Annotated in this window: 11 protein-coding genes; 7 read left to right on the forward strand and 4 right to left on the reverse strand. The window is 65.9% G+C overall.

Features of this window, described 5'->3' with window-relative positions:
- Nucleotides 1–65 precede the first annotated feature (65 nt).
- The 6 genes from TQ98_RS16270 to TQ98_RS16295 all read left to right on the forward strand — a co-directional run bounded on the left by TQ98_RS16270 (nt 66) and on the right by TQ98_RS16295 (nt 7311).
- The gene (locus TQ98_RS16270; RefSeq protein ID WP_044874224.1) at nt 66–464 is read left to right on the forward strand and encodes a MerR family DNA-binding transcriptional regulator; all 399 of its coding nucleotides are present in this window, start codon (nt 66–68) and stop codon (nt 462–464) included.
- A 41-nt stretch (nt 465–505) separates the two neighbouring features.
- Nucleotides 506–1669, forward strand: a complete 1164-nt coding sequence (locus TQ98_RS16275) for an isovaleryl-CoA dehydrogenase (protein WP_044874223.1) — start codon at nt 506–508, stop codon at nt 1667–1669.
- Between the two features lie 70 nt (nt 1670–1739).
- Nucleotides 1740–3347, forward strand: a complete 1608-nt coding sequence (locus TQ98_RS16280) for a carboxyl transferase domain-containing protein (protein WP_044874222.1) — start codon at nt 1740–1742, stop codon at nt 3345–3347.
- 181 nt (nt 3348–3528) lie between these two features.
- On the forward strand, nt 3529–4323 hold the full coding sequence (locus TQ98_RS16285) for a gamma-carboxygeranoyl-CoA hydratase (protein ID WP_044874221.1): 795 nt from the start codon (nt 3529–3531) through the stop codon (nt 4321–4323).
- Between the two features lie 2 nt (nt 4324–4325).
- Nucleotides 4326–6275, forward strand: coding sequence for an acetyl/propionyl/methylcrotonyl-CoA carboxylase subunit alpha (locus TQ98_RS16290; RefSeq protein ID WP_103102989.1), 1950 nt, complete (start codon nt 4326–4328; stop codon nt 6273–6275).
- Nucleotides 6276–6405: 130 nt separating this feature from the next.
- Nucleotides 6406–7311, forward strand: a complete 906-nt coding sequence (locus TQ98_RS16295; protein WP_044874218.1) for a hydroxymethylglutaryl-CoA lyase — start codon at nt 6406–6408, stop codon at nt 7309–7311.
- A gap of 101 nt (nt 7312–7412) precedes the next feature.
- Here the strand turns inward: TQ98_RS16295 and TQ98_RS16300 are convergent, their stop codons facing one another.
- The 4 genes from TQ98_RS16300 to TQ98_RS16315 all read right to left on the reverse strand — a co-directional run bounded on the left by TQ98_RS16300 (nt 7413) and on the right by TQ98_RS16315 (nt 11997).
- Nucleotides 7413–8831, reverse strand: a complete 1419-nt coding sequence (locus tag TQ98_RS16300) for a TIGR00366 family protein (RefSeq protein WP_044874217.1) — start codon at nt 8829–8831, stop codon at nt 7413–7415.
- Nucleotides 8832–9194: 363 nt separating this feature from the next.
- Nucleotides 9195–10373: an acetyl-CoA C-acetyltransferase gene (locus TQ98_RS16305; protein ID WP_044874216.1), complete on the reverse strand. Its 1179-nt coding sequence runs from the start codon at nt 10371–10373 to the stop codon at nt 9195–9197.
- A gap of 238 nt (nt 10374–10611) precedes the next feature.
- A complete protein-coding gene (locus TQ98_RS16310) occupies nt 10612–11268 on the reverse strand; it encodes a CoA transferase subunit B (protein ID WP_044874215.1) in 657 nt (218 codons plus the stop codon).
- 30 nt (nt 11269–11298) lie between these two features.
- Entirely contained in the window at nt 11299–11997 is a 699-nt protein-coding gene (locus TQ98_RS16315) for a CoA transferase subunit A (protein ID WP_044874214.1), read from the reverse strand.
- A gap of 125 nt (nt 11998–12122) precedes the next feature.
- Here TQ98_RS16315 and TQ98_RS16320 point away from each other — a divergent pair, with 125 nt between their 5' ends.
- On the forward strand, nt 12123–13031 hold the full coding sequence (locus TQ98_RS16320) for a LysR family transcriptional regulator (protein WP_044874213.1): 909 nt from the start codon (nt 12123–12125) through the stop codon (nt 13029–13031).
- Nucleotides 13032–13088 lie beyond the last annotated feature (57 nt).

The raw sequence follows: 13088 nt of genomic DNA on the forward strand, positions 1-13088 counted from the left end.
AGTTGACAGTCAGGTTGGCACAGGTTTACGTTAACGTAAAGGTAAACGCAGACACGAGCCCAACCATGTCCATCACCTACAGCATTTCCGACCTGGCCCGCGAACTGGATGTCACCACCCGCGCCATCCGCTTCTACGAGGAGCAAGGCATGCTCAGCCCCGAGCGCCGTGGGCAGGAGCGCATCTACAGCCCGAAGGACCTGGTGGCGCTGAAGCTGATCCTTCGCGGCAAGCGCATCGGCTTCTCCCTGGCCGAGTGCAAGGAACTGATCGACCTCTATGACCCTAGCAGCGGCAATCGCAAGCAGCTGGAAACCTTCATGACCAAGATCGCCGAACGCCGCGCGCAGCTTGAACAGCAGTTGCTGGACATCCAGCAGATGCAACTGGAACTGGATACGGCCGAAGAACGCTGCCTGGCGGCGATGGCCGAAACCGAACGCAAACAGGGCGTCAACGCCTGACTCCCCTTCCCTCCCCGACAATGACAAGCACAGGTGGAACCATGAGCTATCCCACTCTCAACTTCGGTCTCGGCGAGACCATCGACATGCTGCGTGATTCCGTCTATCAGTTCGCCCAAGCCGAACTGGCCCCGCGTGCCGCGCAGATCGACCGCGATAACGAGTTCCCCATGGACATGTGGCGCAAGTTCGGCGACATGGGCCTGCTGGGCATGACCGTGGAAGAGGAGTACGGCGGCACCAACATGGGCTACCTGGCTCACGTGGTGGCGATGGAAGAGATCAGCCGCGCGTCCGCCTCGGTCGGCCTGTCCTACGGCGCCCACTCCAACCTGTGCCTCAACCAGATCCGCAAGAACGGCACCCACGAGCAGAAGCTCAAGTACCTGCCCAAGCTGTGCTCCGGCGAACACGTTGGTGCCCTGGCCATGAGCGAGCCCAACGCAGGCTCCGACGTGGTGTCCATGAAGCTGCGCGCCGAAAAGAAAGGCGACCGCTACGTGCTCAACGGCAACAAGATGTGGATCACCAACGGCCCGGACGCCAACACCTACGTGATCTACGCCAAGACCGACGTCAACGCCGGCTCGCGCGGCATGACCGCCTTCATCGTCGAGCGCGACCTCAAGGGCTTCTCTCGCCACCAGAAGCTGGACAAGCTGGGCATGCGCGGTTCCAACACCTGCGAGCTGGTGTTCGAAGACGTCGAAGTGCCGGAGGAAAACATCCTCGGTGCCGAAGGCCGTGGCGTGGCCGTGCTGATGAGCGGCCTGGACTATGAACGTACCGTGCTCTCCGGCGGCCCGACCGGGATCATGAGCGCCTGCATGGACGTGGTGCTGCCCTACGTGCACGAGCGCCAGCAGTTCAAGCAATCGATCGGCGAATTCCAGTTGGTGCAGGGCAAGCTGGCCGACATGTACGCCGGCATGAACGCCTCCAAGTCCTACCTGTACAACGTGGCCAAGGCCTGCGACCGCGGCGAGGAATCGCGCAAGGACGCCGCCGCGGTGATCCTCTACACCGCCGAAATGGCCACCAAGATGGCCCTGGACACCATCCAGCTGCTCGGCGGCAACGGCTACACCAACGAGTACCCGGCCGGCCGCCTGCTGCGCGACGCCAAGCTCTACGAGATCGGCGCCGGCACCAGCGAAATCCGCCGCATGCTGATCGGCCGCGAGCTGTTCAACGAAACCAAGTGATCCGTAGGGTGCGCTGCGCGCACCAGTGACTGCTAAGCGGTGCGCCTGGCGCACCCTACAGGAATCGAAGATGGCCATCCTGCACACCCAGATCAACACCCGTTCTCCCGAGTTCGCCCGCAACAGCGCGGCGATGCTCGAACAGGTCAGCGCCCTGCACACACTGCTCGGCCGCATCCATGAAGGCGGCGGCGCCAAGGCCCAGGAGCGCCATACCTCGCGCGGCAAGCTGTTGCCCCGCGAGCGCATCAACCGCCTGCTCGACGCGGGCTCGCCCTTCCTCGAAATCGGCCAGTTGGCCGCCCATGAGGTCTACGGCGAAGACGTGCCCGCCGCTGGCGTGGTGGCCGGTATCGGCCGCGTGGAAGGTGTGGAATGCATGATCGTGGCCAACGATGCCACGGTGAAAGGCGGCTCCTACTACCCGCTGACCGTGAAGAAACACCTGCGCGCCCAGACCATTGCCCAGCAGAACCGCCTGCCCTGCATCTACCTGGTGGACTCCGGCGGCGCCAACCTGCCCCGCCAGGAAGACGTGTTCCCGGATCGCGAGCATTTCGGCCGCATCTTCTTCAACCAGGCCAACATGAGCGCCATGGGCATCCCGCAGATCGCCGTCGTGATGGGCTCCTGCACCGCCGGTGGCGCCTACGTGCCGGCCATGTCCGACGAGACCATCATGGTGCGCAACCAGGCCACCATCTTCCTCGCTGGTCCGCCGCTGGTGAAGGCCGCCACCGGTGAGGTGGTGACTGCCGAAGAGCTGGGCGGTGCCGATGTGCACTGCAAGACCTCGGGCGTGGCCGACCACTACGCCGAAAGCGACGAGCACGCCCTGGCGCTGGCCCGCCGCAGCATCGCCAACCTCAACTGGCGCAAGGCCGGCGAACTGAACCTGCGCGCCCCGCTCGCCCCACGCTTCGCCGCCGACGAGCTGTACGGCGTGATCCCGGCCGATGCCAAGCAGCCGTTCGACGTGCGCGAAGTCATTGCACGCCTGGTGGACGACTCCGAGTTCGACGAGTTCAAGGCCCTGTTCGGAACGACCCTGGTGTGCGGCTTCGCCCACCTGCACGGCTACCCCATCGCCATCCTGGCCAACAACGGCATCCTCTTCGCCGAAGCCGCGCAGAAAGGCGCGCACTTCATCGAACTGGCCTGCCAGCGCGGCATCCCGCTGCTGTTCCTGCAGAACATCACCGGCTTCATGGTCGGCAAGAAGTACGAGGAAGGCGGCATCGCCAAGCACGGCGCCAAGCTGGTGACGGCGGTGGCCTGCGCCAAGGTGCCGAAGTTCACCGTGATCATCGGCGGCAGCTTCGGCGCCGGTAACTACGGCATGTGCGGCCGCGCCTACGACCCGCGTTTCCTGTGGATGTGGCCCAACGCGCGCATCGGCGTGATGGGTGCCGAGCAGGCCGCCGGCGTGCTCACCCAGGTCAAGCGCGAACAGAGCGAACGCGCCGGCCACAGCCTGAGCGCCGAGGAAGAGGCGCGCATCAAGCAGCCGATCCTCGAGCAGTACGAGCGCCAGGCGCATGCGTACTACTCCAGTGCGCGGCTGTGGGACGACGGCGTGATCGACCCGGCGCAAACCCGCGACGTACTGGGCCTGGCGCTGTCCGCCAGCCTCAACGCCCCAATCGAGCGGACCACCTTCGGCGTGTTCCGGATGTAATAACAGCTCCCCTCTCCCTTCGGACAAATCGGCAGGACAGCCGATTTGGGCAGCTCGAAGAGCTGGCCGAAGGCCGAGCCACATGGATGTGGCGAGTCCAGAGGGGTCGGGGGTGAGGGAAGCCAGCCCTCACTGGGACCCCAGGCACTCGGTGCGCGCGGCGCACCCTACAGGATCGACCATGACCGACTTCACCACCCTGCAACTGGACATCGCCGCCAACGGCGTCGCCACCCTCTGGCTGAACCGCCCGGAGAAGAACAACGCCTTCAACGCCGGCATGATCCGCGAACTGATCCTCGCCCTGGACGCCGTCAAGGAACACGGCAAGGTGCGTTTCCTGATCCTGCGCGGCCGTGGCCGGCACTTTTCCGCTGGCGCGGACCTGGCCTGGATGCAGGAATCCGCCCAGCTCGACTACAACGCCAACCTCGACGATTCCCGCGAGCTGGCGGAGCTGATGTACAACCTCTACCAGCTCAAGGTGCCCACCCTGGCGGTCGTCCAGGGCGCAGCCTTCGGCGGCGCACTGGGCCTGATCAGCTGCTGTGACATGGCCATCGGCGCCGTGGATGCGCAGTTCTCCCTGTCCGAAGTGCGCATCGGCCTGCTTCCGGCCGTCATCAGCCCCTTCGTGGTCCAGGCCATCGGTGAACGCGCCGCACGCCGCTACGCCCTGACCGCCGAGCGCTTCAGCGGTGAACGCGCCCGCGAACTGGGCCTGCTCGCCGAGTGCTACCGGGCCGAGGAACTGGATCAGGCCGTGGAGAGCTGGACCGCCAACCTGCTGCAGAACAGCCCGCAGGCCATGAGCGCCACCAAGGACCTGCTGCGCGAAGTCGGCAGCGGCGTGCTCTCGCCCAACCTGCGCCGCTACACCGAAAACGCCATCGCCCGTATCCGCGTGAGCCCCGAAGGTCAGGAGGGCCTGCGCGCCTTCCTGGAAAAACGCAAACCGTCCTGGCAGGAGCAATAACAATGATCACCACCCTGCTGATCGCCAACCGCGGCGAAATCGCCTGCCGCGTGATGCGCACCGCCAAGGCGCTGGGCATCCGTACCGTGGCCGTGCACAGCGCCATCGACCGCAACGCCCGCCATGTGCGCGAAGCCGACATCGCCGTCGACCTCGGCGGCGCCAAACCAGCGGAAAGCTACCTGCTGGTGGACAAGCTGATCGCCGCCGCCAAGGCCAGCGGCGCCCAGGCCATCCACCCCGGCTACGGCTTCCTTTCGGAAAACGCCGGCTTCGCCCGCGCCATCGCCGACGCGGGACTGATCTTCCTCGGCCCGCCGGCCACCGCCATCGACGCCATGGGCAGCAAGTCCGCCGCCAAGGCACTGATGGAAGCGGCCGGCGTGCCCCTGGTGCCCGGCTACCACGGCGAGGCCCAGGACCTGGAAACCTTCCGCGACGCCGCCGAACGCATTGGCTACCCGGTGCTGTTGAAGGCCGCCGCCGGTGGTGGCGGCAAGGGCATGAAGGTGGTGGAGCGTGAAGCCGAACTGGCTGAGGCCCTGGCCTCTGCCCAGCGTGAAGCCCAGTCCGCCTTCGGCGACTCGCGGATGCTGGTGGAGAAGTACGTCCTCAAGCCGCGCCACGTGGAAATCCAGGTGTTCGCCGACAGCCACGGCAACTGTCTGTACCTCAACGAGCGCGACTGCTCCATTCAGCGCCGCCACCAGAAAGTGGTGGAAGAAGCGCCCGCCCCCGGCCTCTCGCCGGAGCTGCGCCGCGCCATGGGCGAGGCGGCCGTGCGCGCCGCCCAGGCCATCGGCTATGTGGGCGCCGGCACCGTGGAATTTCTGCTGGACGAGCGCGGCGACTTCTTCTTCATGGAGATGAACACCCGCCTGCAGGTGGAGCACCCGGTGACCGAAGCCATCACCGGCCTCGACCTGGTGGCTTGGCAGATCCGTGTCGCCCGTGGCGAAGCCCTGCCCATCACCCAGGAGCAGGTGCCGCTGATCGGCCACGCCATCGAAGTGCGCCTCTACGCCGAAGACCCGGACCAGGACTTCCTGCCCGCCAGCGGCCGTCTCGCCCTCTACCGCGAAGCCTCGGCAGGTCCCGGCCGCCGCGTGGACAGCGGTGTAGCCGAAGGCGACGAGGTTTCGCCCTTCTACGACCCGATGCTGGCCAAGCTGATCGCCTGGGGCGAGACCCGCGAGGAAGCCCGTCAGCGCCTGCTGGCCATGCTGGACGAGACCGCCGTGGGTGGCTTCAAGACCAACCTGGCGTTCCTGCGCCGCGTGCTGGCCCACCCGGCCTTTGCCGACGCCGAGCTGGACACCGGCTTCATCGCCCGCCACCAGGAGCAGCTGCTGCCGACCCCGGCCGCCCTGCCCCCGGCCTTCTGGCAGGTGGCCGGCGAAGCCATCCGCCAAAGCGAGGCCGAGCGCGTGCGCGGCGACGACCCGCACTCGCCCTGGAATCGCAATAGCGGCTGGCGTGCCGGCCTGCCCAGCGAGACCGATCTGCACCTGGTCTGCGGCGACGAACGCCAGGTGGTGCGCCTGCGCGGCGCCGCTGCCAGCCCCATTCGCCTGCTGGGCGAGCGCATCACCCTGGAGCAGGACGGCCTGCGTCGTCAGCACCTGGCGATCCGCCGGGGCGAGACCCTGTACCTCGAATGGGATGGTGAGCTGCGCAGTGTCGGCCGCGTCGACCCCATCGAGGAAGTGGAAGCCAGCCACGCCCACCACGGCGGGCTGACGGCGCCCATGAACGGCAGTATCGTGCGTGTCCTGGTGGAAGCCGGGCAGAAGGTGGAAGCCGGTACCGCCCTGGTGGTGCTGGAAGCCATGAAGATGGAACACAGCATCCGCGCGCCCAACGATGGCGTGGTCAAGGCGCTGTATTGCAGCGAAGGCGAACTGGTCAACGAAGGCACCGCGTTGGTGGAGTTGGAAGAAATCAGCGCTTGATTGGCTTTCGGTAGGATGGGTGGAGCCCCGCGATACCCATCGCGGATTGATGGGTATCGCTCCGCTCCACCCATCCTACGGTCTGAACGGCCACGGTTCCGCCCAACATCCCGAATCGAGAGATGACGCAATGACTATTCCCAGCAAGGTCCGCCTGGTCGAAGTCGGCCCCCGCGACGGCCTGCAGAACGAAAAGCAACCCATCAGCGTCGCCGACAAGGTGCGCCTGGTGGACGACCTCACCGCTGCCGGCCTCGGCTATGTCGAGGTCGGCAGCTTCGTCTCGCCCAAGTGGGTGCCGCAGATGGCCGGCTCCGCCGAAGTCTTCGCGCAGATCCAGCGCAAGGCGGGCGTCACTTACGCCGCCCTGGCGCCCAATCTCAAGGGCTTCGAAGCGGCCGTGGAAGCCGGCGTGAAGGAAGTGGCGGTCTTCGCCGCAGCGTCCGAATCCTTCTCCCAGAAGAACATCAACTGCTCCATCGCCGAGAGCCTGGAGCGCTTCGTGCCGGTGATGGACGCCGCCAAGGCCCACGGCATCAGCGTGCGCGGCTACGTGTCCTGCGTGCTGGGCTGCCCCTACGAGGGCGAGGTGCCGGCAACCCAGGTGGCCAGCGTCGCCGCCGAGCTCTATGCCATGGGCTGCTACGAAGTCTCTCTGGGCGACACCATCGGCACCGGCACCGCCGGCGCCACCCGCCACCTGATCAACGTGGTGGGCACCCGCGTGCCGCGCGACAAGCTGGCCGGGCACTTCCACGACACCTACGGCCAGGCCGTGGCCAACGTCTATGCCAGCCTGCTGGAAGGCATCGCCGTGTTCGACAGCTCGGTCGCCGGCCTGGGCGGCTGCCCCTACGCCAAGGGCGCCACCGGCAACGTCGCCACCGAGGACGTGCTTTACCTGCTCAATGGCCTGGGCATCAAGACCGGCATCGACATGGGCAGGCTGGTGGACGCCGGGCAGCGTATCTGTGCGGTGCTGGGCAAGGAGAATGGCTCGCGGGTGGCGCGAGCCATTCTGGCGAAGCGGGGCTGAGGTCCAGCGGTTTGCCGTAGGTTGGCGCTGAGCTTGCGAAGCCCAACATCGGGCTTGGCAACGTTGGGCTTCGTGACCTCAGCCCAACCTACGGACTGACGTCAAGGCATGACCGGCGGAATGTACGCCAGGGTCGTGCCCAGCCCCCACAGCAGCACCATCACCAGCGGGATGTGCACCAGCAGCTGGACGAAGGAGAAGCCGATCAGGTCGCGCGCCTTCAGGCCCAGCACGCCCAGCAGCGGCAGCATGTAGAAGGGGTTGATCAGGTTCGGCAGCGCCTCGGCGGCGTTGTAGATCTGCACCGACCAGCCCAGGTGGTATTGCAGGTCGTTGGCCACCTGCATCACGTAAGGCGCTTCGATGATCCACTTGCCACCACCGGACGGGATGAAGAAGCCCAGCACAGCGGAGTACACGCCCATCAGCAGCGCGTAGGTGTCGTGGTTGGCGATCTGCACGAAGAAGGTGGAGATGTGGTGCGCCAGGGTCTGGCCATCCACGCCCTTCACCGTGGTCATGATGGCGGCGATGGAGCCGTAGAGCGGGAACTGGATCAGCACGCCGGTGGTGGTAGGCACGGCGCGCGCCACGGCGTCGAGGAAGCTGCGCGGACGCCAGTGCAGCAGCGCGCCGGCCATGATGAACAGCAGGTTGTAGGTGTTGAGACCGGAAATGGCGGTGATCGCCGGCTTGCTGGCGAACTCCTGGGCCAGCCAACGGCCGGCCAGCACCACCAGCAGGATGATCAGCAGCGGACTGTGTTCCAGCCATTCGCCGGGACGGGTCGGCTTGACCTGCGGCGGCGCGGTGAAGCTCGGGTCGATGCCACAGGCTTTGGCATCACGGGCGCTGGCGGCACTGGGGGCGGTCATGTAAGCGATCACCAGGGACACCACCACCAACGCCAGCAGCATCACGCCGGATTGCCAGAGGAAGATGGTCTCGGTGAAGGGGATCACGCCGGTGATGGCGAGGATGGATGGCGGCAGGCTGGCCGGGTTGGCCTGCAGTTGGGCCGCCGACGAGGACAGGCCCAGTGCCCAGACGGCGCCGAGGCCCAGATAGGCGGCGGCGCCAGCGGCGCGGTAGTCCATCTTCAATTCTTCACGGCGGGCCAGGGCGCGCACCAGCAGGCCGCCGAACACCAGGGAGAGGCCCCAATTGAGCAGCGAGGCGACCATGGAGATGAATGCGACCCAGCAGACCGCCGAGCGGCCGTTCTTCGGCACGCGCGCCAGCAGGTCGATCAGTCGGGACGCCGGGCCGGAGCTGGCGACGACATAGCCACCGATGACCACGAAGGCCATCTGCATGGTGAAGGGGATCAGGCTCCAGAACCCGTCGCCAAAGGCTTTGGCGGCCTGGCTGGCCGGTGCACCCATGGCCAGGGTAGCGATCGTCACCAGCAGCACGGCGACTGCGGCGAAGACCCAGGAATCGGGGAACCAGCGTTCCGCCCAGTTGGAGCAACGCATGGCAAAGCGGGCTGAGCGGCTTTCGTGAAGTACTGTGGTCATCGGGTTACCTCGGGAGTTTTCTTCTTATCGGTAATCACCCAGCCGCAGCCGGGTACCGGGACAGTGTTCTTGTAACGGAACCGAGAGTCTTGTGCCCTCTTTCTGTCTGAAACGACGACGCCACGCCCGTAACCGGGCGTGGCGAAGTCCGAGTCCCGCGGCCTTTCGGCGTTGGGCGCGTGCGTGATGACCTTGCGTGGGTGGGTACGTTGCCCACCCTGTGCGGCGTGCCTCGCAGGGTTTAAATCGTGAAGGGATTTTCACCACCACGGAAGCGACTCCGCGTTTATGTTCGATTCCGCCTGGTGGACAGAAATGCGCTGTCCACCCTACAGGAGCGGGTCCTGCCGATCAGTCCGTCGATCAGCGCTCGATGGCAATCGCCACGCCCATGCCGCCGCCGATGCAGAGGGTCGCCAGACCTTTCTTGGCATCGCGCTTGATCATCTCGTGCAGCAGGGTCACCAGCACGCGGCAGCCCGAAGCGCCGATGGGGTGGCCGAGGGCGATGGCGCCACCGTTGACGTTGACCTTGGCCATGTCCCAGCCCAGTTCCTGGCCGACCGACAGGGCCTGTGCGGCGAAGGCTTCGTTGGCTTCGATCAGGTCCAGGTCGTCCAGGCTCCAGCCAGCCTTTTCCAGGCAACGACGGGTAGCGCTCACCGGGCCGATGCCCATGATCGACGGGTCAACGCCGGCATTGGCGTAGCCCTTGATGCGGGCCAGCACCGGCAGGCCCAGGGCCTCGGCCTTGGCGGCGCTCATCAGGACCACGGCGGCGGCGCCGTCGTTGATGGAGGAGGCGTTGCCGGCGGTCACGCTGCCGTCCTTCTTGAAGGCAGGCTTGAGCTTGGCCAGGGACTCGGCGGTGGTGCCGGCGCGCGGGCCTTCATCGGTATCGAAAGCGACGGGATCGCCCTTCTTCTGCGGGATCAGGATCGGGGTGATCTCGTCCTTGAAGCGACCGGCTTCGATGGCGGCGGAGGCCTTCTGCTGGGAAGCCGCGGCGAACGCGTCCTGGGCCTCACGGCTGATGCCGTACTTCTCGGCCAGGTTCTCGGCGGTCACGCCCATGTGATAGTCGTTGAAGGCGTCGGTCAGGCCGTCGTGGATCAGGGTGTCCAGCACTTTGGCGTGGCCCATGCGCATGCCGGTACGGGCGGCCGGCAGGAAGTAGGGAGCGAGGCTCATGCTTTCCTGGCCACCGGCGATGATCACCTCGGCGTCGCCGCAACGGATGGCCTGGATGCCCAGGTGCAGGGCCTTGAGGCCGGAGCCGCAGAGCTTGTTCAGGGTCATCGCCGGCACCTCGACGGGCAGGCCGGCGAGGATGGAGGCGCGACGTGCCGGGTTCTGGCCAGCACCAGTGGTGAGGACCTGACCCAGGATGACTTCATCCACCTGCTCGCCCTTGAGGCCGGTCTGCGCCAGCAGCTGGCGGATCACGGCGGCGCCCAGTTCGTGGGCGGGGATGTTCGACAGGGCACCCTGGAAGCTGCCGATGGCGGTACGGGTGGCGGCGACGATAACGACGTCTTGCATGTTCAGAACTCCTGATCCACGGCTTGCACCGTGTTTGGGCCGTAGGTTGGCGTTGAGCGAAGCGAAACCCAACAAACCGGGGCCGAAGGACAAATGATGGGTATCGCTCCGCTCCACCCATCCTACGATTGACGATGGACAGAGCTTCGCTCCACCCATCCTACGAACTGCAAATAACAAAAAAACCGCCCCGGAGGCGGGCCGTGCGTGGTGGCCCTCCTCCGGCGCGGCGAGGTACTCAGAACGTCATTTCGACGACGTCGTCCGGGATGATCAGGCGGCCGGCGGTCTTCTCGGCGATTTCGGCGATGCTCACGCCCGGCGCGGTTTCACGCAGGATGAAGGCGCCGTTCTCGATCTCCAGGTAGGCCAGGTCGGTCAGCACCTTGCGGATGCAGCCGGCGCCGGTCAGCGGCAGCTCGCAACGCTCCAGCAGCTTGGACTCGCCGTCCTTGGAGGCGTGGGTCATGGTGACGATGATGTTGTCGGCGCCGGCCACCAGGTCCATGGCGCCGCCCATGCCCTTGACCAGCTTGCCGGGGATCATCCAGGAGGCGATGTTGCCGTGGACGTCCACTTCAAAGGCGCCGAGCACGGTCAGGTCAACGTGGCCGCCGCGGATCATCGCGAAGGACTCGGCCGAAGAGAAGATCGACGCGCCCTTGACCGCGGTGACGGTCTGCTTGCCGGCGTTGATCATGTCGGCGTCCACTTCGTCTTCAGTGGGGAAGGCGCCCATACCCAGCAGGCCGTTCTCGGACTGCAGCATCACTTGCATGCCTTCGGGTACGTAGTTGGCCACCAGGGTCGGAATACCGATACCCAGGTTCACGTAGTAACCGTCTTTCAGTTCGCGGGCCACGCGCTGGGCCATCTGTTCGCGGGTCAGTGCCATGTCGGTTTCCTCGAATTCTTCTTGTCGTGATCAGGAGCGGACGGTGCGCTTCTCGATGCGCTTCTCGAAGGTCCCGCAAATGATGCGGTCCACGTAGATGCCCGGGGTGTGGATCTGGGCCGGGTCCAGTTCGCCCGGCTCGACGATTTCTTCCACCTCGACCACGGTGATGCGGCCGGCGGTGGCCACCATCGGGTTGAAGTTCTGCGCGGTGTGGCGGTAGATCACGTTGCCGAAGTGGTCGGCCTTCCAGCCTTTGACGATGGCGAAGTCGCCGGTGATGGAGGGCTCGAGGATGTGGGGGCGACCGTTGAACTCGCGCACTTCCTTGCCTTCGGCAACCGGGGTGCCATAGCCGGTGGCGGTGAAGAAGGCCGGAATGCCGGCGCCGCCAGCGCGGAGCTTCTCAGCCAGGGTGCCCTGGGGCGTCAGTTCCACTTCCAGCTCGCCGCTCAGCAGCTGCTTTTCGAACAGCGCGTTCTCGCCAACGTAGGAGGCGATCATCTTGCGGATCTGGCGGTCTTCCAGCAGCACGCCGAGGCCGAAGCCGTCGATGCCGCAGTTGTTGGAGACCACGGTGAGGCCCTTGACGCCACGGCGGCGAATTTCGGCGATGAGGTTCTCGGGGATACCGCAGATGCCGAAGCCGCCAGACAGGACGGTCATGTTGTCAGTCAGGCCGTCCAGGGCCTCTTCGTAAGAGCTCACGCGTTTGTCGAGTCCGCTCATGCTGTTGCGCCTCATGTTGTTATTGGGAGCGGCGGGATACCGCAATCAAGTGAGGCAGAGCTTCTACCGGGCAGACTGATTTGTTAAGTTTGTTTTTCCTAACGATTGATAACGAACGCAAATAAATGACCATCAAGCAGCTCCGCGCCTTCCTTGCCGTGGCCCAGAGCCTGAGCTTCGCCCAGGCCTGCGAGCGGCTGCACCTGTCCCAACCTGCCCTGAGCCTGGCCATCAAGAACCTGGAAGAGTCCCTCGGCGGCCAGTTGCTGGTACGCACCACCCGCAGCGTCGCCCTCACCCCCGAGGGCGAAACCCTGCTGCCCATCGCCCGACGCTTGCTGGCGGACTGGGACAACGCCGAGGAGCTGCTGCGCCAGCACTTCACCCTGCAACTGGGCAAGGTGTCCATCGCCGCCATGCCGTCCTTCGCCGGCAACCTGCTGCCGGCGGCGCTCAAGGCCTTCCGCGACCAGCACCCCAAGGTCAACGTGGCGGTCCACGACGTGATCAACGAGCAGGTGCTGGAAATGGTGCGCAATCGTCGGGTGGAGCTGGGCATCGCCTTCGAGCCGGATTCCCTCGACGGGCTGGACTTCACCCCCTTCTACACCGACCGTTTCGTTGCCGTGGTGCCGGCGGACTGCGCGCTGGCGGGCCGCGAGGAACTGACCTGGGCGCAACTGCTGGAGCAACCGTTCATCACCTTGCAGCGGCCCTCCACGGTGCGTCTGATGCTGGAAGAGATCGTCGCGGTGGAGCACGGCAAGCTGCCGGTAGCCTTTGAAAGCCACCAGTTGGCGACTATCGGCAGGATGGTCGCCCAGGGCCTTGGGGTCAGCGCCGTGCCCAGCCTCTGTGTCCGCCAGATGCAGGAGCTGGGCGCCCGTTGCGTGGCCCTCGGCTCGCCCCAACTGGAGCGACGCGTGGGCCTGTTCCGGCTGTCGGACCACAAGCTGTCCGCCGCCGCCCAGGCCATGAGCGACGTCCTGCTGCGCGTGCTCGACTGGAACCGTCTCGACCTGCCCCCGCCATGACGCGCGGCCTATGCTCTATAGCAAACGGCCGGCCCAAGAGACATGGGAAGGAGGACT

The sequence above is a fragment of the Pseudomonas sp. LFM046 genome, assembly GCF_000949385.2.
Taxonomy (GTDB): domain Bacteria; phylum Pseudomonadota; class Gammaproteobacteria; order Pseudomonadales; family Pseudomonadaceae; genus Metapseudomonas.